This is a genomic window from Streptomyces lasiicapitis, assembly GCF_014646335.1.
GTDB lineage: Bacteria > Actinomycetota > Actinomycetes > Streptomycetales > Streptomycetaceae > Streptomyces > Streptomyces lasiicapitis.
On sequence record NZ_BMNG01000021.1, the window covers coordinates 119,452 to 142,796 of the forward strand.

The window sequence follows — 23,345 nt, forward strand, 5'->3', positions numbered from 1 at the left end:
TGTCTTGGTTTTCTGTCCGTACGTCTCGACAGCAGTCCTGCGCGTTACCGTTCAGGCATGGACGTACTCAGCGACGCGATCGCCGCCATGCGGCTCGGGCTTCCGCACTCCGCGATCCGCGACAAGTACGCGCCCTGGGGCGTGCACTTCGGGACGCACGAGGGCGCCGGGTTCCATGTGCTGCTCCAGGGTTCGGCCTGGCTGATCCCGGACGCCGAGGCCGCGGACGGGCGGTCGCCCGCGGAGCCCGTGGCGCTGGGCCCCGGCGACGTGGTGTTCCTCGCGCACGGCTTCGGGCACGCGCTGGTGAGCGAGCCCGGCGTGGAGCTCGAACGGTTCGGCCTGAACCCGGACGGCACCTGGCCCGAGGCCCCGCCACGGCGTCCCGCCTCGGTCACCGGCGAGGGCCCCTCCGCCGTCCTCCTGTGCGGCGCCTACCGCATCGACCGCTCCTGCGCCCACCCGCTCCTGTCCGACCTGCCCGACGTCGTCCACCTGCCCGCCCGCGTCGGCGCGCACGGCTCGGTGCGCGCCGCCGTGGAACTCCTCGGCGCCGAGTTGGAGAACCCGCAGCCCGGCTCGGACACGATCGTCGCCGCCCTCCTCGACACGCTGCTCCTCTACATCCTGCGCGCCTGGTGGCTGCGCGAGCACCGGGACACCGACCACCCCGCGGGCTGGTCCGCGGCCCTCGCCGACCCGGCCGTGGCGGCGGCGCTGCGCGCGATGCACGCCGACCCCGCGCGCCCCTGGACGGTGGAGGATCTCGGCGCGCTCGGCGGCCTGTCCCGGGCCCCGTTCGCGCGCCGCTTCACCGCGACGGTGGGCTCGCCGCCGCTCACGTACCTCACGTGGTGGCGCATGACGACGGCGGGCCGCCTGCTGCGCGCGGAGGACACCCCGCTGCGCGTGCTCGCCCAACGCACCGGCTACACATCGGAGTTCGCGTTCGCCAAGGCCTTCAAGCGGGCGTACGGGGTGCCGCCGGGCCAGTACCGGCGCACCCGGGCCGCGTGACGGATCGGCGGCCTAGCTCTTCCTCCGCAGCGTGGCCGCCACATACGCCGCCGCCTCCGCGAGCAGCGCCTCGTCGTACGGGGCGTCCTGCTCCGCCTTGCTCGACATGATGGCGATCAGCAGGGGCGCGGACTTCGGGGGCCATACGACGGCGATGTCGTTGAGGGTGCCGTGGTTCCCGGTCCCGGTCTTGTCGGCGACGGTCCACCCGCGCGGCAGGCCGGCCCGGATCCGCTTGGCCCCGGCGCCGGTGGCATTGCGTTCGAGCAGGTCGCGGAGGAAGGCGCGCTTGGACTTCGGCAGGGCGTCACCCAGGACGATCTCGCGGTAGGTGGAGCCGAAGGCGCGGGGTGAGCTGGTGTCGCGCGGGTCCCCGGGCGTGGCCTCGGTGATCGCCGGTTCGAAGCGGTCCATGCGCGTGACCTTGTCGCCGAGCCCGCGTGCGTACGCCGTCAGCCGGTCCGGACCGCCGATGTCGCGCAGCAGCAGATTCCCGGCCGTGCCGTCGCTGAACCGGACCGCCGCATCGCACAGTTGACGGATCGTCATGCCCGTCTCGACGTGACGGGAGGTGATCGGGGCGTGCTTCATCAGGTCGGCCTTGCCGTACCTGACGCGGTCGTCCAGGTGGGACAGCGGATTGCCGTCCAGGACGGCCGCCGCCGCGAGCGCCTTGAACGCCGAGCAGAACGGGAAGCGTTCGTCCGCGCGGTGGGCGATGACAGCGCCGGTGCCGGTGTCGAGGGCGTACACACCGAGCCGGGCGTCGAACTTCCGCTCCAGGGCGGCCAGTTGACGATGGCGCCGTTCAGCACCGGACCCCACGGGCGACGAAGGCGTGGCAGCCGGTGACGAGCGACGCGGGGCGGAGCGTGCGGGCGGGTCGTCCTCGCCGCATGCCGTCAGGGGCAGCAGCACCGCCGCCCCCAGCAGTCCGCGGCGCGTCATGGCCGGTCCCGACGAGGTCATCGCCTTCCCTCCGCTGTTTCGGTCGCCCGGACGACAAGCCCGCCGGGGAAAGAAGACTGCGCGGACGCCGGACGGGCCTCATGCCCGTCCGGCGTCCGGTGCTGCTCGAAGAACCGCTTCAAAGAGCCGCTCGGGGAGCTACTTGTTCAGGCTCGCCCAGAACTCGTCGAAGGAGAGCAGCTTGTCGCCGTTCGCGTCCTTCGACTTGATGATGGCCTCGGCGACCGACTCGGTGACGTTCCAGTCCCCCATCTGCGCCAGGGCCGTCTTGTACTCCGCGGCCGTGATGAATCCGTCGCCGTCCGCGTCGAACCGCTCGAACTGCTTGCGTGCCTCTTCGATGTCCGCCACCGAGTCCGCCCCTTCTTTCTGCACTACTGACGGGGGTTAGGGTAACGGCCGATCCATGTGTCAACTGCAAGGAGTACAGCCATGGCCAGCGCATCGGGGGCGCTCGGGGAGATCCTCGCGGCGGCGGCGCGCGGCGACTTCCCGCCCGCGGACGGCGGGACGACGGTCGTGCCGCAGCCGAGCCACCGCGACGCCGGGGTCGTCGCGTTCACGGCGCACTCCGTGATCTTCACGGACGAGGACCCGCGGTGGGTGCGCTCCACGCTGGCCGCCGTCGACTGCGATCCGCTGGCCGCGACGATGAGCCCGCGGTTCCTCGCCGCGTTCCAGGACCGGACGGGCCGGTCCACCGACACCACCGACCTGCTGACGGTCGCCGCCGCGCTGGCAGGACCGCCGGACGCCGCGCTCGGCCTGCGGGAGCTGGACGACCCCGACCATCCGCGGGTGGCACGGGCCCGCAAGCGGCGCGACGACGTGCGGGTGTGGGCCACGGCGGACGGCGGTGTGCTGGTCATCGGGCGCGGGGTCGCCGGGCGCTGGGAGACGGCCGTCGAGGTCGAGGAGGACGTACGGCACCGGGGGCTCGGCCGGGCCCTCGCGACGGCGGCGCGGCACCTGGTGCCCGCAGGGGACGTGCTGTGGGCGCAGCAGGCGACGGGGAACGCCCGCAGTGTGCGGGCGTTCCAGGCCGCCGGCTTTCGGCCCGTGGGGGCCGAGGCCCTGTTCTTCGCCCGGTAGGCCCCTGCGCTCTTCGCCCGGTAGGGCGCGGGCCCGCTAGCGGAAGACGCCCGTGTGCCCCAGCGAGTACCGCCCCGGCTGCGGGTACACCGCCAGGCCGTGCGGGCCGCCGCCCACCGGGATGCGGGCTAGCTGGACGCCGGTGCGGGTGTCGATGGCGTACACCTCGGAGTCGTAGCGGCCGGAGAGCCAGAGGATCTTGCCGTCCGCGGAGACGCCGCCCATGTCGGGGCTGCCGCCATTGGGCAGGTGCCACTTCTTGGTGAGCTTGTTCCTGGTGAAGTCGAAGACCGAGACGGAGCCCTCGCCGCGGTTGGAGACGTACATCTCACGGGAGTCCCGGCTGACGTACAGACCGTGGCAGCCCTTGCCCGTGGGCAGCAGCTTCGGCTTGGAGAAGGTGTCGCCGTCCAGGACCCACATGCCGTCGGCCATCATGTCGGCGACGTAGAACCGCTTGCCGTCGGGGGACATCTTGACGTCCTGCGGCATGGCGCCCTTGAAGGGCAGCTTCTGCTGGCCGACGACCTTCATCTTCTCGGTGTCGACCTTGAGGAGTTCGCCGGAGAACTCGCAGGAGACGATGAAGTAGCGGCCGTCGAGGGAGAAGTCGGCGTGGTTGACGCCGTAGCAGCTCACCGGCTCGGTCTTGAGGCGCTTCATGGTGTGCGGGTCGCGGAAGACCAGCTCGCGGTCCATCGAGGCCATCACGACGGCGTACTTGCCGTTGGGCGTGAAGTAGAGGTTGTACGGGTCGTGCACCTCGACGGGCTTGCCGACGTCGCCGGTCTTCGGGTCGATGGGGGTGAGCGTGTGGCCGCGGTTGTTGTTGACCCAGAGCGTCTTCATGTCCCAGGACGGCACGACGTGCTGCGGCTGGACGCCGACCTTGATCGTGTCGATGACTTCGTACGTCTTGGGGTCGATGACCGACACCGTGTTGGAGTTGGTGTTGGGGACGTAGACCCGGGAGGGGAAGTCCTTGACCACCGGGGAGAGCTTGCCCGGGCGGTCGGCCGCGTACACGTCCTTGGGGTCCAGGACGGGCGGCATGCCGGGCAGCCCCGGCACCGCCTTCGGCTTGGCGGGCTCCGGCGGGACCTTGGTGGTCAGGGCCTTGTTCTCGCGGTCGCCCTGCTCGGTGCCGCAGCCGGCGAGCGCGGCGGCGACGGCCGCCCCGGCGGCGAGCAGCACGCCGGTGCGCCTGGTCAGGGACAGGTTCCGTTGAGTGCGGGTACGCGTGGGCATCAGGTCAGCAGCTCCGTGGTCGTGACCGCGCGCAGGCCGCGGCGGTGCAGGTCTTCGAGGACGGCGGGGAGCGCGGCGACGGTGTCCGCGTACCCGAAGTGCAGGCTCACCACGGAGCCCGCGCGGGCCTCGGCGGCGACGGTGCGGGCGACGGCCGGGCCGCCGCGCGAGGTGAAGTCCAGGGAGTCGACGTCGTACGACAGGACGTGCGGGTAGCCCGCGCGGCGCGCGAGGCGGGTGACGAGCGGGGTGGCCCGCTGGGCGCGCGAGGGCCGGAACCAGTTGCCGATGCCGCCGGTGAGGCGGCGCAGCCGGTCCGCGCAGCCGGTGATCTCCGCGTACGCCGCCTGCTCGGGCAGCGCGTTGATGTCGCGGTGGTTGAGGGTGTGGTTGCCGAGGTCGTGGCCGCCGTCGAGGATGCGGCGTGCCATCTTCGGGTGGGCGTCGAGCCAGGTGCCGACGGCGAGCACGGTCACGCGGGCGCCCTCGCGTTCGGCCTCGGCGAGCAGGGCGCGGGCGGTCCTGGGGTCGCCCTGGCCGTGGAAGGTGAGGGCGACCTCGGGGCGGCCGCGGGGGCTGCGGGCGATCTGGACGGGCAGTCCGGGGAAGCCGCGGGGGCCGGGGGCGGGGTCGCGGTGGGGGGATCCGGTGGGCCGGGGCTTGTTCCGCTGCCCCGTCGTCGAGCAGCCGGCGGTGAGGGCGCCCGCGAGGGCCAGGCCCACCGATGTGCGCAGTACTCGGCGGCGGTCGGTCCCGTCTGCAAGCTCAGTCACGGGGACCATTTAATGGGGATCAGCAGTGAAAGCTGCTGATTGACCTGATTCAGGACGTTTGTGGGTCGCTGGCCTGGACCAGGAGGGCCTCACAAGCCCTTCCCATCGCCCCACACAGCTACCGTTTAGCCATCGTTTACAAGGCGAGTGCTCTATCTCACCAAGGATTCATCTTTAAACTGTCACGCTTTGACCCGATATGCCCGGGTCGGAACTTTGGATCAGCGGCGCCCGTCTGCCATAGTCGGGAACGAGCGACTCTCTTTGACCCGAGCTACGTCGTCTTCGAAGGCCCCCGACAGTGCCGCACCCACGGCCCCGGGGGCTTTCGCGTACGCACAGGACCCGGACCGACCGCTAGCGCTCGGTGACCCGCATCTCGAACCACGTCGTCTTGCCCCGCGGCAGCAGGTCCACGCCCCAGCGGTCGGCGAGCTTGTCGACGAGGAAGAGGCCGCGGCCGCTGATGTCGAGTTCGTGGACGGGCATCAGGCACGGCAGTCCGCGCGAGGGGTCGCGCACCTCGACCCGGATCCAGCCGCGCCGCCGCAGCGTGCGCAGGCCGAAGACGCGGGCGCCGGTGTGCCGCACCGCGTTGCCGACGAGCTCGGACACCAGGAGGACGACGTCCTCGGTGAGCTTGGGGCTCAGGCCCCAGTGCCGCAGGACCACGACCTGGGCGAGCCGGCGGGCGATGGCGGCGGACTCGGGGCGCGAGGGCAGCGGGACCTCGGCGTCGATCGGGTTTCCGAACAACTCCAGGGCCTTCAGGGCGTGTTCGTCCTCCACCGCCGGAGTCCAGCGCGCCGCGGTCGCACCCGTGCGCGTCCGCGGCTGTTCGAAACCCTCCTGCCCCGCCATGTCCCCCATCATGGCCGCACCACGCCCGCGTTGGGGCCGTTCCGACGGAATAAGCCCCCCGGAAGCTTCCATTCCGGGGGGCCGTCCAGGCATATGCCTACGGCAGTTCAGCCTCTACCGCAACCACTCTCACCTGCGATGACTTCTTGCTCATGGATGATCACGGAGGGCCCGGAAGTCAGCTGCCTTAAGGTTGCCTTAAGGCTGTCATAATCCGCCCCTTCGGGGGACACTTTGGCTGACGGGCCTTCAACTGGCCTGATCTCAGAGGAACTTCGCCTTGCCGGGGCCCTCCTCGACGAAGCTGCGCATGCCCCGTTCGCGGTCCTCGGTGGCGAACAGGCCCGCGAACCACGTGCGTTCGACGGCGAGGCCGGTGTCGATGTCCGCCTCCAGGCCGGTGTCCACGGCCTCCTTCGCGGCCCGCAGCGCGAGCGCCGGACCCTTGGCCAGCCTCGCGGCCCACGTGTGCGCCTGCTCGTACACCTCGGCGGCGGGCACGACGCGGTCCACCAGGCCGATGGCGAGGGCCTCTTCGGCCTTGACCATGCGGCCGGTGAAGAGGAGGTCCTTCGCCTTGGACGGGCCGATCAGGCGCGGCAGGCGCTGGGTGCCGCCGGCGCCCGGGATCAGGCCGAGCAGGATCTCGGGCTGGCCGAGCTTGGCGTTGTCGGCGGCGACGCGGAAGTCGGCGCACAGGGCCAGTTCGCAGCCGCCGCCGAGGGCGTAGCCGGTGACGGCGGCGACGACGGGCTTGGGGACGCGGGCGATCGCGGTGAAGGATTCCTGCAGGGCGCGGGACCGCACGACCATCGCCGTGTGGTCCATGTCCTGCATCTCCTTGATGTCCGCGCCCGCCGCGAACACCTTCTCGCCGCCGTAGAGGACGACGGCGCGCACGTCGTCGCGTGCGGTGACCTCGGCCGCGAGGTCCTTGAGGCGGTCCTGGAGCTCGATGTCCAGGGCGTTCATGGGCGGGCGGTCCAGGCGGATCGTGCCGACGCCGTCGGCGACCTCGAGATGCACAGTTGTCATGCGGGGCACGTTAGCCGTGCCCCGCACGCGGGTGGCGGAAGGGCTAGGCCTTCCACTTCTCCCAGGACATGTTCCAGCCGTTGTAGCCGTTCTCCGGGGCGATGATCTTGTCGTTCGAGTTCTTCACCACGACGACGTCGCCGACCATCGAGTTGTCGAAGAACCAGGCGGCCGGCACCTTCTTGTCGTAGCCGCCGCGCACGTCGCGCAGGCCGATGCAGCCGTGCGAGGCGTTGTAGTTGCCGAACGCGCCGCCGCCCCAGTAGTTGCCGTGGATGAACGTGCCCGACGTGGACAGGCGCATCGCGTGCGGCACGTCCTTGATGTCGTACTCGCCGCCGTAGCCGACGGTCTCGCCGTTCATGCGGGTCACCTTGAGGCGCTCGCTGATGACCATCTGGCCGTTCCACGTCTCGTAGCCGGGCTTGCCGGTGGTGACGGGGATCTTCTTGAAGACCTTGCCGTCACGCATGACGGTCATCTTCTTGGTCTTCACGTCGACCGTGGAGACCTGGCTGCGGCCGATCTCGAACTTGATGGTCTTGGTCTGCTTGCCGTAGACCCCGTCGCGGCCCTCGACGCCGTCGAGGTTCATCTTGACGGTGACCTTGGTGCCGGGCTTCCAGTACTTCTCCGGGCGGAAGTCCAGGCGGTCGTTGCCGAACCAGTGGCCCTCTACGGGCACGGAAGGCTCGGTCTTGATGTCGATGGCCTTCTCGACCGCGCCCGGCGCGGTGATGCCGCGCGTGAAGTGCACCGAGAACGGCATTCCGACGCCGACCTTCGTGCCGTCCTCGGGCGTGAACTGGCCGAGGAAGGTGTTCTTCGGCACCAGCGTCGTGAACGTCGAGTCCTTGGCCGACGCGCGGCCCTCGGAGTCCTTGGCGATCGCGTGCACCTGGTACTTGGTGCCGGAGGCGAGGTGCCGCTCCGGCGCCCATTTCGAGCCACCGGAAGTGATCTTCCCGGGGACCGTCTTGCCCTTGGGGTCCTTGACCGTCACCTCGGACAGCTTGCCCTTTGCCGCGGTTATCCTCAGTGCCCCGTCGGTCGCCACGGCGTCCGCGCCGTCCTTCGGCGCGATGGTGACGACGGCCTGCGAGGGCTTGTTGCCGCCCGCCTCGCCCTTGCCGTCACCGTCGCCGGAGTCCGAGCCGCCACCCCCGCACGCGGTCACGAGCAGCAGCGTCGCCCCCGACGCCGCCGCGAACAGTGTGTTGGCGCCCCGCCGCCGCCCGCGCTTTCGCGCGTGGGCCGACGCCCCCGATATCGGTCGCCCGTTCAAGATTCTTCTCCCCTCGCACGGCCCGATCAGGCCCGCACTCCAGTGCCCCGGCGCGGTGGTCGAGAATGAGCCGACTCGCGCACTGCGCTAGATAACCACAAGGCCCGAAGCGATGACTCCCCGCCAATGTCACCGTTCAGTCCCAACTGCGGTCATGGTGCGGGCCTGTGGCCCTCAGGGGCGGTTCGAGCGGGGCTTCTTGTCGCCCTTCTCCCTTTCTGGGGCTTTCTCGACTGCCTTCTTCTTTCCCGTCTTCCATTCCTCCCAGTCCATGTTCCAGCCGCCGAGGCCGTTGTCGGGAGCGACTTTCTTGTCGTTGCTGTTGACGACCTCGACGACGTCGCCGATGAGGCTGCGGTCGAAGAACCAGCCCGCCGGGGTCTTCGAGCTGCCGCCCTTCACGTCCCGCAGGCCCACGCAGCCGTGGCTGACGTTGGTGTTGCCGGGCGCGTCCGGCGCCCAGTAGTTGCCGTGCAGGAAGGTGCCGGAGGTGGTCAGGCGCATGGCGTGCGGGACGTCGGGGATGTCGTACTCGCCGCCGAAGCCGACGGTGCGGCTGTTCATGCGGGTCACCTCGAGCATCTCGGTGACGACCATCTTCCCGTTGTACGTGGTGGTCTTCGGGGCGCCCGCGGTGATCGGGACCGTGGAGAGCGGCTCGCCGTCGCGGCGTACCTCCATGGTGTGCGCGGCGGCGTCGACGAGGCTGACCTGGCTGCGGCCGATCTCGAAGGCGAACGTCTTGTCCTGGAGGCCGTAGACGCCGGGCGCCGCCTTCACGTCGCGCAGGTCCAGGTCGACGGTGACCTTGGTGCCGGGCTTCCAGTACTTCTGCGGGCGGAAGTCGAGGCGGGTCTCGCCGAACCAGTGCGGGCGGATCTCCACGGCGGGCTCGGCCGTCACGTGGACGGCGCGCTGGACGGCCGCGCGGTTGACGACCTCACGGTTGAACTCCAGGGAGACGATCATGCCGGTGCCGACCGTGGCGCGGTTCTCCGGCGACACGTAGCCGATGAAGCGCTCGTCGGGCACGAACGTGGTGAACGTCGTGTGCCGTGCGACGCGGCGGCCGTGGCCGTCGAGCGCGACCGCGTCCACCGTGTACTTCGCGGCGAGCGCGAGCGGTCCGCCGTCCAGCGGGCGCCAGGTCGCGCCGTCCTCGCCGATCCGTCCCCGCACCTCGGTCTCCTGCGCGTCCTGGGACCGTACGACCCGCACGGACTCCAGGCGCCCGTCCGGGACTCGTACCTCTAGGCGCTCGCCCCGGCGTACGTTCTTCTCGCCGTCGTCGGGCGTGACCCGGATCGCCTCGGCGGGCCTCGGCGGCTTGCCGAGCATCCCGTCGAACTCCGAGCCGGAGCAGCCCGTGGCCCCGAGCACCAGTCCTGCCCATGCCACCGCTGCGGCCAGCGCGGCTCCTGCGCGCCGAGCGCGCCTCGTTGCCTGTCTCACGTGGGTCCCAACGACCGTGGCAGCCCGGGGAAACGTGAGTGCGACGCACCGGGTGGGCAGAACAGACAGAAGGACGCCGTGCGGGCGGCCGCGGCCGGGACGCCGCGCAGCCCGGACACGCGCGTCCACCGGCCCGAGCCGCGGGAGGCGAGCAGGTGTCGAGCGCAGCCGAGCAGGAGGCCGTCCAGCGGGCGCGGGCGGTGGGCCGGGGCCGGTCGGCCGAAGAGACCACCGCCTCCGCCGCGGTGGCAGGGCGGAACGGCGGGCGCGGCGCGCGGACGCCCCAGGCGCCGCCGCGGACCGTGTGGCCGGGGGCGCCGACACCGCTGGGCGCCCGGTTCCGGGTGGGGCCCGACGGCGTCGCGGGCACCAATTTCGCGCTGTGGGCCGGCGGGGCGGAGGCCGTCGAGCTGTGTCTGTTCGACGAAGAAGCCGGCGGGGACGGCGCTGGCAACGGAGGCGGCGGGCGGCTCGTCGAGACACGGTGTCCGCTGACCGAGCTGACGCACGAGATCTGGCACGGCTTCCTGCCGGGCGTGCTGCCGGGCCAGCGGTACGGCTTCCGGGTGCACGGCCGCTGGGACCCGTGGACCGGCGCCCGCTTCAACCCGGCGAAGCTGCTGCTCGACCCGTACGCCCGCGCGGTCGACGCGGGCGCGGGCAACGACTACGGCACGCTGCCGCCCGAGGTGTACGGCCATGTCAGGGACTGGCCGCAGCAGCAGGTCGCGGACACCGTGCGCGACGACCGGGACTCGGCCGCGTACGTACCCAAGGGCGTCGTCGTCCACGACGACGCGCCGGACGACGAGTGGTGCGACGACCGGCGCCCGAAGACGCCCTGGGCGGACTCGGTCATCTACGAACTCCACGTGCGCGGCTTCACGATGCGGCACCCGGACGTCCCGGCCGAACTGCGCGGTACGTACGCCGGGTTGGCGCATCCGGCGGCCGTGGAGCATCTCGTACGGCTCGGCGTGACGGCCGTCGAGCTGCTTCCGGTGCACCAGTTCGCGCACGAGGACCATCTGCTGCGGCGGGGACTGAGGAACTACTGGGGCTACAACTCCATCGGGTACTTCGCGCCGCACGCCGCGTACGCCGCGGGCGGCACCCGCGGTCAGCAGGTCGGCGAGTTCCGGCGGATGGTGCGGGCGCTGCACGAGGCCGGGATCGAGGTGATACTGGACGTCGTCTACAACCACACCGCCGAGGCGGGCGAGCTGGGGCCGATGCTGTCCCTGAAGGGCATCGACAACCGCGGCTACTACCGGCTCCAGGGCGACGCGCGCCGGTACGCCGACTACACGGGCTGCGGGAACACCCTGCACGTCGTGCAGCCGCACGTGCTGCGCCTCATCACCGACTCGCTGCGGTACTGGGTGACGGAGATGGGCGTCGACGGCTTCCGCTTCGACCTGGCGGCGGCACTCGCGCGGTCCTTCCACGACGTCGACATGCTCTCGCCGTTCCTCGCGGTCATCGCGCAGGACCCGGTGCTCCGGCGCGTGAAGCTGATCGCCGAGCCGTGGGACGTCGGCTCGGGCGGCTACCAGGTGGGTGCGTTCCCGCCGCTGTGGACGGAGTGGAACGACCGCTACCGGGGCGCCGTGCGGGACTTCTGGCGCGGCGCCCTTCCGGACGTGCGGGACCTCGGCTACCGGCTCTCGGGGTCGAGCGACCTGTACGCGTGGGGCGGGCGGCGGCCGTACGCGTCGGTGAACTTCGTGACCGCCCACGACGGCTTCACGCTGCGCGACCTGGTGACGTACGAGAGGAAGCACAACGAGGCCAACGGCGAGGGGAACAGGGACGGTTCGGACGACAACCGGTCCTGGAACTGCGGCGTGGAGGGCGAGACCGCCGACGCCGACGTGCGGGCCCTGCGGCGGCGGCAGCTGCGGAACCTGATGACCACGCTGCTGCTCTCGACCGGCGTGCCGATGCTCGTGGCGGGCGACGAGATGGGGCGTACGCAGCGCGGCAGCAACAACGCGTACTGCCAGGACAACGAAGTGAGCTGGGTGGACTGGGAGGTGCGGGACGAGCCGGGGTGGCGGGCGCTGTTCGACCTCACCGCGCGGCTGATCGCGCTGCGGCACCGGCATCCGGTGCTGCGGCGGCGCGCCTTCTTCTCCGGGCGGGCCCACTCGGCGGACGGCCTTCGGGACCTGGCGTGGTTCACCGCGCGCGGCACGGAGATGACGGAGGCCGACTGGTACGCGCCCGCGGCGACACTCGGCATGTATCTGTCCGGGCGGGACATACCGGGGCGGGACGCGCGCGGGGCGCCGGTGGCCGACGACAGTTTCCTCGCCGTGCTGCACGCGGCGGACCGGCCCGTGGACTTCGTCCTGCCGGGGCCGCCGTGGGCCGCCGCCTATGAAGTGCTTGTGGACACCTGCCTGGAGGAGCAGGGGGAGGCGCCGGGGGCGTTGCTCGCGGCGGGGGCCGCGGTGACGATTGCCGCGCGATCGGTGCTGGTGCTGCGGGCTGTGCCTGGGGAGGGCGGGTCTTGATTCGTTCTTGATGGGTGGTCAGGTCTGTACCAAGGTATTGCCCGTGGCTCGTACGCGGACGAAGCTCACCGCATGGACCTGGAGTTGCGGCACCTGAAGACGATCCGGGCGATCGCCGACGCGGGCAGCCTCACCAAGGCGGCCACCGCGCTCGGGCTCGCGCAGCCCGCGCTCAGCGCGCAGTTGAAGCGGATCGAGCGGACCCTGGGCGGTGAGCTGTTCGAGCGGGGGCGGTTCGGGGTGCGGGCCACCGCGCTCGGGGAGTTCGTGCTGGCGCGGGCGCGCATCGTGCTGCCCGCGGTCAGTGGGCTGCAGGAGGAGGCCGAGCGGTTCTCGCGGGTGTGGCAGGACCGGCGGGGGTTCCGGCTCGGGGGTACGCACGGGCCGCTGCTCGGCGGGCTCGTGGACCGGCTCGCCGCCGCGTATCCCGACCACCCCGTGTCCACGTACACCTCCTGGTCCGAGCGGGACATCGCCGCCCAAGTCGCCGACGTACGGCTCGACTTCGCGCTCATCGGTACGTGTGGGGCCAGTACGCCGCCCGAGAGTGAGCGGCTCGTGTGGCGGGAGGTGGCCCGTGATCCCGTGTTCGTGATGCTGGCGACCAGGCATCCGCAGGCCGGGGCCTCGGAGGTCGAGCTGGGGGAGTTGGCCGGGGAGGCGTGGACCGATGTGCCGGGGGACGGGTGCTTCGGGGACTGCTTCACCGCTGCGTGCGCTCGGGCCGGGTTCACACCCTCGTCCGTGTACGAGACCGATACCGCGTCGTGCGTTCATCTGGTGCAGGTGGGGCGGGCGGTGGGGTTGTGCCGGGCTACGTTTCCTCCTACCGAGGGGATCGTTACCCTGCCGTTGGCCGGGGCGCCTTTGTACTGGCGGCACTTGTTGGGGTGGCATCCGGAGACTTACGCCCATGACACCGCGGCCGGTGTGCTGGGGCATGCTCGGGCCGCGCATGCTGCTGCGGCTGCTCGTAGTGAGAGTTATTCGGCTTGGTTGGCTTCGCCTGGGGCGGACGTGGGGTGAGCCCTCGTGGGACGCCCCAGGCCCGCCCCTTCCCGTAACCAGGGGCGCTGCGCCCCCTGGACCCCAGCTGCCGGGTGGAGGTCCCGGGCGGGTGGGACAGGCCCCCGCCGAATCGCCGCTTCGCGGCTCGTCCTCAAACGCCGGACGGGCTGAAAACTCGCCGCCCGGCTGAATGGTCGCCGCCGCACGGGCTGGCTCGTCACCGGATGCATAACGTCGGCGTAGGGGGGCAACTGGCATCTACTTCGGTGCTGTTGACGCTTCTACGGTGTGGTCGACCGGAGAACGAGCGGATCCGGCTTCCCCGCGTTCACGGGTCCGCCGCTCCCCGTCCACACCGAGGAGAGACCCCCATGCAGCAGCACAGACATGCCTCCCCGACTCGACGCAGGTGTACCGTCCGGCGCGTGCAGGCGGCGGGTGCCGCGTTCGCCGCCGCCGGTGCGCTGGTGCTGGCCGGGATGCCCGGCTCCGCGTCCGCTCAGACCGACTCCCCGTCCCCCACTCCGTACGACGCCGCGGCCACCGCCGCCGTGGCGAAGACGTCGCCCGAGGTCCTGAAGGCGATGCAGCGTGACCTCGGGATCAGTGCAGGACAGGCCAAGTCGCGGCTCGCCAACGAGGCGGAGGCCGGGGCCGTCGCCGGGTCCTTGCAGGCCTCGCTCGGGCGGGACTTCGCGGGTGCCTGGGTGGGCGGTGCCACCTCGGCCTCGCTGACCGTCGCCACCATCGACGCCCGGGACGTCGCGGCCATCGAGGCCAAGGGCGCCCGCGCCTTGGTCGTACGGCACTCCGTCGGCCAACTCGACGCCGCGAAGGCCAAGTTGGACCGGGCCGCGAAGAGCACCCGGACCGCCGACGCGCCCGTGTGGTTCGTCGACGTGAAGTCCAACGCGGTGGTCGTGAACGCCGTCAAGGCCTCCGCCGCCAAGGCGCTGGTGGCCGCGGCCGGTGTGGACTCCGGCCTCGTACAGATCAAGAAGACCGCCGACCGGCCGCGTCCCCTCTACGACATCGTGGGCGGCGAGGCGTACTACATGGGCAGCGGCGGCCGCTGCTCGGTCGGCTTCTCCATCACGCAGGGCGCCACGCAGGGCTTCGCGACCGCGGGCCACTGCGGCCGGGCAGGCACCACGACGCGCGGCGTCAACCAGCAGGCGCAGGGCACCTTCCGGGCCTCGATCTTCCCGGGCCGGGACATGGCGTGGGTGGCCGCGAACGCGCAGTGGACGTCGACCCCGTACGTCAAGGGCTCCGGCGGGCAGCGCGTGAGCGTCGCGGGCTCGACGCAGTCGCCGGTGGGCGGCTCCATCTGCCGCTCCGGATCGACCACCGGGTGGCACTGCGGCACGATCTCGCAGCACAACACCAGCGTCACCTACCCCGAGGGCACCATCAGCGGCGTGACGCGTACGACGGTGTGCGCGGAGCCCGGTGACTCCGGCGGCTCGTACATCTCGGGCAGCCAGGCGCAGGGCGTCACCTCCGGCGGCTCGGGCAACTGCCGCTCCGGCGGGACCACGTTCCACCAGCCGATCAACCCGCTTCTTCAGCAGTACCAGCTGACGTTGAAGACGACGGGCGGCGGCCAGGACCCGGATCCCGGTGACCCGAGCGGCACCTGGGCGGCGGGCAGCGTCTACGCGGCCGGTGACACGGTCACGTACGACGGCGCCACCTACCGCTGTCTGCAGCCGCACCAGGCGCAGCCCGGCTGGGAGCCCCCGGCCACGCCCGCGCTGTGGGAGCAGGCCTGATCCACCCGGACCCGTCACGGGTCTGATCCACCCGGGCCCGTCCAGGGCCTGATCCACTCGGGTCCGCCGCCGGCCGGCGGCGGGCTCGCCGATCATCCGCGCTGGTGGGGCGCGGGTGCGGACCCAGGGCTGTAGGCCGCGACTCCGGGGGGAGGCGCGGCCTCGAGGACCGGATTCCGGCCTCGGCCGACGTGGCCCCGACGTCGGCCCAGGGTGCCGCGGCCGTACGCCTTCGCGTCGGCCGCGGCACGGTCCTCGGCCGCCCGGCTCGCCCGGCTGTGGGCGGGACGGGAGCTGGGTCTCAGACGTGGCATCGTCGCGCCTGCTCCTTGGCGGTGCCGCGGTGGGGCGCGCCCCTGGTGACGGGCGCCGTGTCGTGCCTCCCGTCCGCGGGAGCTCGGTGGCTCGTCGCCGGGGGCGCGTATGCGTCTGCGTGCGCCTGCGCGGGTGCGTTTCGCGCTCGGGCTCGGGCCCTTGGCCTAGGACCAGCGGCCGACCCCGACCGGTACGAAACTCGGTGGGCTGTGTCAGTGGTGAAACGTAGGCTCGCCCCTGATGCCCACGACACATGCACCTGCCAAGGAACCCGGCGGCCGGTCCGCCGTGCGGACGCTCACCCGGCTGTGGCCGTATGTGCGTCCCGTACGAACACGCCTGTTCAGCGCGGCTCTTGTCGCCATCGTGGCCTCGTGTACGGGGCTGGTGTTCCCGCTCGTACTGAAGTGGATGGTGGACGGTCCGGTGGCCGACCGGGACACCGGGGGCGTGTGGCTCGGCGCGCTGCTCCTGCTGGTGCTCGGCATCGTGGAGGCGCTGCTTTTCGGCTTCCGGCGCTGGCTGGTGGCGCGGCCGCTCGCGGGCGTGGAGGCGGCGATGCGGGCGGACCTGTTCCGCCATCTCCAGCGCGTGCCCGTCGCGTTCCACGACCGGTGGGCGTCGGGGCAGTTGCTCTCGCGCGGCACGACCGATCTGATGCTGCTGCGCATGTTCCTCGCGTTCCCGCTGACGTTCCTGGTCGTCAACGGCGCGACGATCGTGGTCGGCATGGTCATCCTGCTCGCCCAGGAGTGGACGCTCGGCCTGGTCCTTCTCGCCCCCGTGCTGCCGATGGTGGGCTTCCTCGCGTTCTTCGAGGGGCGGTACGCCGCCGTGGCGCGGCGCGCGCAGGACCAGGTGGGCGACCTGACGACCGTCGTCGAGGAGAGCGTGCTGGGCATCCGGATCATCAAGGGCTTCGGGCGGCACCGCAGTCAGGCACGGGCCTTCCGCGAACTGTCGCGCACGCTGCGCGGCACGGAGCTGGTCAAGGCCCGGCTGCTCGCCGCGATCTACGGCGTCATCATGACGCTGCCGGAGCTGGCGATCGGGGCCGCGCTCGTCCTCGGCTCGGTGCAGGTGGCCGACGGTGGGCTGTCCACGGGCACGCTGGTGGCGTTCCTGTCGACGGCGCTCGCGCTGCGCTGGCCGGTGGAGTCGATCGGCTTCCTCCTTGCGATGAGCCAGGAGGCGGCCACTGCCACGGAGCGGTACTTCGAGGTGTTGGACGCGGAGCCGGAAACGGACGCGGGGACCGGGGCGGGTACCGGCGCTGTCGGCGAGGCCGCGGTCGCCTCCGTCCCCGCGCCGCGAAGATCTGGCGCGCCCCCGGCCACTGCCCCGGCCCTCGCCGACGGCATCCGTTTCGACGCCGTCGAGTTCCGCTACCCGGACGCGCCCGACGACGCCCCGCCCGTCCTGTCCCGCATCGACCTGCACATCCGCACCGGCGAGACCATGGCCCTCGTCGGCGCCACCGGCAGCGGCAAGACCACGCTCACCGCCCTCGTACCCCGGCTGCACGAGGTGACCGGCGGCCGCATCACGCTCGACGGCGAGGACATCGCGACGCTGGGTCGGACACGCGTGCGCGCACTGGTGTCCATGGCCTTCGAGGAGCCGACGCTGTTCTCCGCGTCCGTGGGCGAGAACGTCCTGATGGGCGACGGCGGGAACGGCGGCGAGGGTGCCCTCGACCGGGCGCTCGCGGTGGCGCAGGCCGAGTTCGTGCACGCCCTGCCGCAGGGCGCGGACACGCAGGTCGGCGAGCAGGGGCTGAGCCTGTCGGGCGGGCAGCGGCAACGGCTCGCGCTGGCCCGCGCGGTGGTGGGGCGGCCGCGCTTCCTCGTACTCGACGACCCGCTGTCCGCGCTCGACGTACACACCGAGGCGCTGGTGGAAGCGGCGCTGCGGCGGGTCCTGAAGGACACCACGGCGCTGGTGGTGGCGCACCGCCCGTCGACCGTGCTGCTCGCGGACCGGGTCGCCCTGCTGTCCGGCGGCCGCGTCACGGCCGTGGGCACGCACCACGAACTGCTGCGGGAGAACGCGGAGTACGCATGGCTGATGTCTGGGGGGACGGAAGGATGAGCACGGTCGACGACAAGGGCGACAAGAGCGACAAGGGCAGCAAGAGCGGGGAGAAGGGCGAGGAAGACGCTCTCTCCACCGCCGCCCTCGACGCCGCCTTCGACGAGGACACCCTCCCCGCTCCCCCGGGCGCCACCCGCGCCCTCCTGCGCTCCCTGCTCGCGCCCCGCCGCGCCCGCGTGACCGTGGCCGCCGTGCTGCTGCTCGTCCAGCAGGTCGTCATCCAGGCCGGGCCGCTGCTCGTCGCGTACGCCATCGACCGTGCCGTGCCCGCGTTCCGCGCTGACGACCACGGGCCGCTGATCGCGGTCGGCGTGGCCTACTTGGCGTGCGCGGCGGCCGCGGGCGCGTTCCAGTACGCCTTCATCGTGGCGTCCGCCCGCGTCAACCAGGACGTGCTCCTCGATCTGCGCGGCCGCATCTTCCGGCACGCGCAGGCGCTGAGCGTGGACTTCCACGAGCGGTACACGTCGGGGCGGCTCATCTCCCGCGCCACCACGGACGTGGAGTCGCTGCGGGAACTGCTCAACGAAGGCCTCCAGGAACTGCTCACCGTCATCCTGTCCTTCGTCTCCATCTCCCTGATGCTGCTCTGGCTGGACCTCGGCCTCGGCGCCGTCGCCGTCCTTTCGTTCGTGCCCCTGTACCTGCTGATCCGGCTGTACCAGCACCGCGCGGGGAAGGTGTACCGCGCCCGCTCCACCGCCATCGCCGCCGTCATCGTGAAGTTCACGGAGACGATGAACGGCATCCGGCCGGTGCGCGCGTTCCGCCGCGAGCGGGCCAACGAGGCGCAGTTCGCCGCGCTCAACCACCGGCACGAGCGCGTCAACGGCGACGCGCTGCTCGAAATGGCGCGGTACGTGGTGGGCTCCCGGCTCGTCGCGAACACGGCCGTCGCGGGCATCGTGCTGTGGGGCGCGTACCGCGTCGCGCAGGACACCCTCGCGCTCGGTGTGCTCGCCGCGGCCGTGCTGTATCTGCGCCGTCTGTACGATCCGATCGACCGGCTCGGCATGTTCCTCAACTCGGCCCAGTCGGCGTCGGCGTCCCTGGAGAAGATCGCGGGGCTGCTCGCGCAGACGCCCTCGGTCCCGGAGCCCGCGCCCGGCGCCGAGAAGCCGCTGCCCGAGCTTGCCTCCGAACACCCCGGCCGCACCGTGGAGTTCGACGGAGTGCGGTTCGCGTACCGCACGGGCGGGGAGGTCCTGCCGCGCTTCGACCTGACGCTCCCTGCCGGGCAGACCGTCGCCGTCGTCGGCTCCACGGGCGCCGGCAAGTCGACGCTCGCGAAGCTGCTCGCCCGCTTCTACGACCCCACGGAAGGGCGGGTCCTCCTGGACGGCGTCGACCTGCGCGACCTGGAGGGCGCGGAGCTGCGGCGCGGCGTCGTGATGGTGACGCAGGAGGCGTTCCTGTTCTCCGGGACGGTCGCCGAGAACATCGCGATCGGCCGCCCGGACGCCACCCGCGAGGACGTCGAACGCGCCGCGAAGGCGATCGGCGCCCACGACTTCATCAGCTCCCTGCCCGACGGCTACGACACCGACGTACGCAAGCGCGGCGGCCGCATCTCGGCGGGCCAGCGCCAACTGGTCGCCTTCGCCCGCGCGTTGCTCGCCGACCCCGCCGTCCTCATCCTCGACGAGGCCACCAGCTCCCTCGACATCCCCGGCGAGCGGGCCGTGCAGCGGGCCATGGACACCGTCCTGCGCGGCCGCACCGCCGTCGTGATCGCCCACCGCCTTTCGACGGTGGAGATCGCCGACCGGGTCCTCGTGATGGAACACGGCCGGATCGTCGAGGACGGCACCCCGGCAGAACTCATCACCGCGACGGGGCCGTTCGCGGAGCTGCACCGGGCGTGGCGGGACAGTGTGGTGGGGAGCGGGTCGGCGTAACGGCATCCTGCTGTTCTACGTCGGCGCAGGTCAGCGGCCGTTGTCAGTGGTGGCTGCGACGATCGCCGTATGACTGAGGCGAACGCGAGTGCGGGCGCGGGGGCCGGATCGGGTTCGCATCCGCGACGCCCGAGCACCTGCTGAACCTCCGCACCCCGCGAGAAACCGCATACCGGACACAAGAATTCGGGCACCGAACGTAATCCAGCCAATGTGGGTTCACGCACCTGACATGTCCCTGTCTCGAATGGCACTCTTCCCCTCACCAGTCGCACGCGCGCTCACGCGCACGCGGCTCACGGCACCACGTACTGCCCTGCTCCGCCCCGGACGGTCACCGCCGTCCGGTCGCCCCCAGGCCGCTCGACCAGCGGTCGCGCAGAAGGAGTCCGTGTTGAGCAGTAACACCCCCACCCCCCGCAGACGTTCGGCCCGCAGGCGGGCCACCGCCATCGGCACCTTCACGGCTGTCGCCGCCCTTCTCGGGATGGCCGTGCAGGCGGGCACCGCCACCGCCGACGGGACATCCGCCGGCACCAAGGCCGACACCGGCAGCCTGCCCATGAAGCTGTCCCCCTCGCAGCGCGCAGAGCTGATACGCGAGGCGGACACGGGCAAGGCCGCCACCGCCGAGGCGCTCGGTCTCGGCGCCAAGGAGAAGCTCGTCGTCCGCGATGTGATCAAGGACCGCGACGGCACCACGCACACCCGCTACGAGCGCACCTACGCCGGACTCCCGGTGCTCGGCGGCGACATGGTGGTCGCCACCGACAAGGCGGGCAAGGTCAAGGACGTCAACCGCGCCTCGAAGGCCAGCCTCACGGGCGTCGACACCGGCGCCGACGTGAAGCCCGCCGCGGCCGAGAAGCAGGCGCTCGGCGCGGCCAAGGCCGAGAAGTCCACCAAGACCAAGGCGTCGCAGGCGCCGCGCAAGGTCGTCTGGCTGGTCGACACCAAGGGCGGCGCCCCCGTCCTCGCGTACGAGACCGTCGTGGGCGGCCTCCAGAAGGACGGCACGCCGAACGAGCTGCACGTCGTGACCGACGCCGCCACCGGCAAGAAGCTGCGGCAGTGGCAGGCCGTGCACAACGGCACCGGCAACACGATGTACAGCGGCCAAGTCCCCCTCGGCACCGCCCAGTCGGGCTCGCAGTACACGCTGACCGACACCCAGCGCGGCAACCACCGCACGTACAACCTGAACCGCGGCACGTCCGGCACCGGCACGCTCTTCAGCGGCCCGGACGACGTGTGGGGCAACGGCCAGCCGTCCAACATGGAGACCGCGGGCGCCGACGCGCACTACGGCGCGGCCCTCACGTGGGACTACTACAAGGGCGTGCACGGCCGCAACGGCATCCGTGGCGACGGGGTCGGCGCGAGCTCCCGCGTGCACTACGGCAACAACTACTCCAACGCGTTCTGGCAGAACGGCTGCTTCTGCATGACGTACGGCGACGGCGCGGGCAACGCCAAGCCGCTGACGTCGATCGACGTGGCCGCGCACGAGATGACGCACGGCGTCACTTCGGCCACCGGCAACATGCAGTACAGCCGCGAGCCCGGCGGTCTGAACGAGGCGACCAGCGACATCTTCGCCGCCGCCGTCGAGTTCAACGCCAAGAACCCCTCGGACGTCGGCGACTACCTCGTCGGCGAGAAGATCGACATCCGCGGCAACGGCACCCCGCTGCGGTACATGGACAAGCCCTCCAAGGACGGCAGGTCCCTGGACAACTGGAGCAGCAGCGCCGGCAACGTCGACGTGCACTACTCCTCGGGCATCGCCAACCACTTCTTCTACCTGCTCAGCGAGGGCAGCGGGAAGAAGGTCGTGAACGGCGTCTCCTACGACTCGCCGACGTACGACAACAAGCCCGTGACCGGAATTGGCATTGAAAAGGCCGCCAAGATCTGGTTCCGCGCGCTCACCACGAAGTTCAACACGACCACCAACTACGCGGCGGCGCGCACCGGAACACTCGCGGCGGCCAGCGAACTGTACGGCGGCACGAGCAGCGCCGAGTACAAGGCGGTCGCCAACGCGTGGGCGGCGGTCAACGTCGGCGCCAGGCCGTAACGGAGGCACCGCGCGGGGGCGTCGCCCCGGCCGTCCGGCGGCTCCAACCGGCCGGAGCGGCACCCCCGTTCACACGCTGTTCGCATTACGGACCTTGACCATCGGCCAACGAACGTATTTTGGCCAACATTCAATCAAGGTCCTGACATGTACCTGGCCCAAATGGCACGCTTCCCCACGCACGGCACACGAACACCGCACAGCACTTCTGGCCCGGGTGGTCCCCCATGCCACCCGGGCTCCCCCACACAAGGAGCTTGCGTGACCCCCCACATATCGATGAAGCGCTCCACGCTGGCCATCGCCACCGCAGTCGCCGCCGGAGCGCTGCTCACGGCCGGGCTCACCACCGGCGCGTCGGCGCAGCCGGACGTCAGCAGCACCAAGGCCACCACCCCGTCGGCCTCGCCCATGCAGCTCTCCGCCTCCGTGCGCGCCGGCCTCATCCAGGACGCCGGGACGAAGACGGCGGCCACCGCCGAGAAGATCGGCCTCGGCGCCAAGGAGAAGCTGGTCGTCCGCGACGTCGTCAAGGACCGCGACGGCACCACGCACACCCGCTACGAGCGCACCTACGACGGACTGCCCGTCCTGGGCGGCGACCTGGTCGTGCACACCGCCAAGAGCGGCACGGTCAAGGGCGTCAGCAAGGCCACGAAGGCCTCCGTGAAGGTCGCGTCCACCAGCGCGAAGCTCGCGCCGAAGGCGGTCGCGAAGTCGGCCGAGGCGACGGCGGCGAAGACCGGCGAGACGAAGAAGGCCGACGCCAAGTCGCCCCGCAAGGTCGTCTGGGCCGCGCAGGGCAAGCCCGCGCTGGCCTTCGAGACGGTCGTCACCGGCACCCAGAAGGACGGCACGCCGAGCGAGCTGCACGTCATCACGGACGCGGCGACCGGCAAGAAGCTGTTCCAGTACCAGGCCGTCGAGAACGGCAAGGGCCACAGCCAGTACAGCGGCGACGTCGAGGTGGGCTCCACCAAGTCGGGCAGCGGCTTCGACCTGACCGACGGCGGGCGCGGCGACCACAAGACGTTCGACCTGAACCACGGCTCCAGCGGCGGCAAGCTCTTCAACGACGCGGACGACACGTGGGGCACCGGCAAGCCGGCCGACGCGCAGACCGCGGGCGTCGACGCCGCCTACGGCGCCGGTCTCACCTGGGACTACTACAAGGACGTGCACGGCCGCAGCGGCATCAAGGGCGACGGCAAGGGCGCCACGTCCCGCGTGCACTACGGCAACAACTACGTCAACGCGTTCTGGCAGGACTCCTGCTTCTGCATGACGTACGGCGACGGCGAGGGGAACGCCAAGCCGCTCACGTCCATCGACGTGGCCGCCCACGAGATGACCCACGGCGTCACCTCGGCCACCGGCAACATGGAGTACAGCGGTGAGTCCGGCGGCCTGAACGAGGCGACCAGCGACATCTTCGCCGCGGCCGTCGAGTTCAAGGCCGACAACGCCCAGGACAAGGGCGACTACCTCGTCGGCGAGAAGATCGACATCAACGGCGACGGCACCCCGCTGCGGTACATGGACAAGCCCTCCAAGGACGGCTCGTCCCTGGACTACTGGGACACCAACGCCGGCAACGTCGACGTGCACTACTCGTCCGGCATCGCCAACCACTTCTTCTACCTGCTGAGCGAGGGCAGCGGCGCGAAGGAGATCAACGGCGTCAAGTACGACAGCCCGACCAAGGACGGCTCGAAGGTCGAGGGCATCGGCCGCGAGAAGGCCGAGAAGATCTGGTTCAAGGCGCTGACCGCGTACTTCACCACCACGACGGATTACGCGCAGGCCCGTAAGGACACGGTGAAGGCTGCCGGTGACCTGTACGGCGCGGGCTCTGCGGAGCAGAAGGCTGTCGAGGCCGCCTGGACTGGCGTGAACGTCAAGTAGCCGGGCCCCTGGGCCTGTA

At 71.3% G+C, this 23,345-nt stretch carries 17 protein-coding genes; 9 read left to right on the forward strand and 8 right to left on the reverse strand.

What is annotated here, in order from left to right; genetic code table 11:
* Positions 1-57 precede the first annotated feature (57 nt).
* Positions 58-1,017 (forward strand): AraC family transcriptional regulator, encoded by a 960-nt coding sequence (locus tag IEY91_RS36925; RefSeq protein ID WP_189177263.1) that lies wholly within the window; start codon positions 58-60, stop codon positions 1,015-1,017.
* A gap of 12 nt (positions 1,018-1,029) precedes the next feature.
* On the opposite strand, the gene bla is transcribed toward IEY91_RS36925, so the two are convergent.
* Entirely contained in the window at positions 1,030-1,965 is a 936-nt protein-coding gene (gene bla / locus IEY91_RS36930; protein ID WP_373288105.1) for a class A beta-lactamase, read from the reverse strand.
* A gap of 159 nt (positions 1,966-2,124) precedes the next feature.
* Entirely contained in the window at positions 2,125-2,337 is a 213-nt protein-coding gene (locus IEY91_RS36935; RefSeq protein WP_164320401.1) for an EF-hand domain-containing protein, read from the reverse strand.
* Positions 2,338-2,418: 81 nt separating this feature from the next.
* Here IEY91_RS36935 and IEY91_RS36940 point away from each other — a divergent pair, with 81 nt between their 5' ends.
* Positions 2,419-3,078 (forward strand): GNAT family N-acetyltransferase, encoded by a 660-nt coding sequence (locus IEY91_RS36940; RefSeq protein WP_164320403.1) that lies wholly within the window; start codon positions 2,419-2,421, stop codon positions 3,076-3,078.
* A gap of 36 nt (positions 3,079-3,114) precedes the next feature.
* On the opposite strand, the gene IEY91_RS36945 is transcribed toward IEY91_RS36940, so the two are convergent.
* The 6 genes from IEY91_RS36945 to IEY91_RS36970 form a co-directional block, all read right to left on the reverse strand.
* Complete coding sequence (locus tag IEY91_RS36945; protein ID WP_189177265.1) at positions 3,115-4,326, reverse strand: YncE family protein; 1,212 nt, start codon at positions 4,324-4,326, stop codon at positions 3,115-3,117.
* A complete protein-coding gene (locus IEY91_RS36950) occupies positions 4,326-5,108 on the reverse strand; it encodes a polysaccharide deacetylase family protein (protein WP_189177266.1) in 783 nt (260 codons plus the stop codon). Before IEY91_RS36950 ends, IEY91_RS36945 begins: the two co-directional genes overlap by 1 nt.
* Before the next feature lie 348 nt (positions 5,109-5,456).
* On the reverse strand, positions 5,457-5,960 hold the full coding sequence (locus tag IEY91_RS36955) for an ATP-binding protein (RefSeq protein WP_164320408.1): 504 nt from the start codon (positions 5,958-5,960) through the stop codon (positions 5,457-5,459).
* A gap of 264 nt (positions 5,961-6,224) precedes the next feature.
* On the reverse strand, positions 6,225-6,995 hold the full coding sequence (locus IEY91_RS36960; protein WP_189177267.1) for an enoyl-CoA hydratase/isomerase family protein: 771 nt from the start codon (positions 6,993-6,995) through the stop codon (positions 6,225-6,227).
* Between the two features lie 43 nt (positions 6,996-7,038).
* Positions 7,039-8,280, reverse strand: a complete 1,242-nt coding sequence (locus IEY91_RS36965; RefSeq protein WP_189177268.1) for a L,D-transpeptidase — start codon at positions 8,278-8,280, stop codon at positions 7,039-7,041.
* A 174-nt stretch (positions 8,281-8,454) separates the two neighbouring features.
* Positions 8,455-9,732, reverse strand: a complete 1,278-nt coding sequence (locus IEY91_RS36970; RefSeq protein WP_189177269.1) for a L,D-transpeptidase — start codon at positions 9,730-9,732, stop codon at positions 8,455-8,457.
* 155 nt (positions 9,733-9,887) lie between these two features.
* Here IEY91_RS36970 and glgX point away from each other — a divergent pair, with 155 nt between their 5' ends.
* The 7 genes from glgX to IEY91_RS37005 all read left to right on the forward strand — a co-directional run bounded on the left by glgX (position 9,888) and on the right by IEY91_RS37005 (position 23,326).
* On the forward strand, positions 9,888-12,251 hold the full coding sequence (glgX, locus tag IEY91_RS36975) for a glycogen debranching protein GlgX (protein WP_189177270.1): 2,364 nt from the start codon (positions 9,888-9,890) through the stop codon (positions 12,249-12,251).
* Positions 12,252-12,323: 72 nt separating this feature from the next.
* Positions 12,324-13,277, forward strand: a complete 954-nt coding sequence (locus IEY91_RS36980; RefSeq protein ID WP_189177271.1) for a LysR family transcriptional regulator — start codon at positions 12,324-12,326, stop codon at positions 13,275-13,277.
* A gap of 353 nt (positions 13,278-13,630) precedes the next feature.
* Positions 13,631-15,034, forward strand: coding sequence for a carbohydrate-binding protein (locus tag IEY91_RS36985; protein WP_373288103.1), 1,404 nt, complete (start codon positions 13,631-13,633; stop codon positions 15,032-15,034).
* 555 nt (positions 15,035-15,589) lie between these two features.
* A complete protein-coding gene (locus IEY91_RS36990; RefSeq protein WP_189177272.1) occupies positions 15,590-17,440 on the forward strand; it encodes an ABC transporter ATP-binding protein in 1,851 nt (616 codons plus the stop codon).
* Complete coding sequence (locus IEY91_RS36995; protein WP_189177284.1) at positions 17,437-19,341, forward strand: ABC transporter ATP-binding protein; 1,905 nt, start codon at positions 17,437-17,439, stop codon at positions 19,339-19,341. Before IEY91_RS36990 ends, IEY91_RS36995 begins: the two co-directional genes overlap by 4 nt.
* Before the next feature lie 394 nt (positions 19,342-19,735).
* The gene (locus IEY91_RS37000) at positions 19,736-21,421 is read left to right on the forward strand and encodes a M4 family metallopeptidase (protein ID WP_229697473.1); all 1,686 of its coding nucleotides are present in this window, start codon (positions 19,736-19,738) and stop codon (positions 21,419-21,421) included.
* Positions 21,422-21,700: 279 nt separating this feature from the next.
* Positions 21,701-23,326, forward strand: coding sequence for a M4 family metallopeptidase (locus tag IEY91_RS37005; protein WP_373288106.1), 1,626 nt, complete (start codon positions 21,701-21,703; stop codon positions 23,324-23,326).
* Positions 23,327-23,345: the final 19 nt, after the last annotated feature.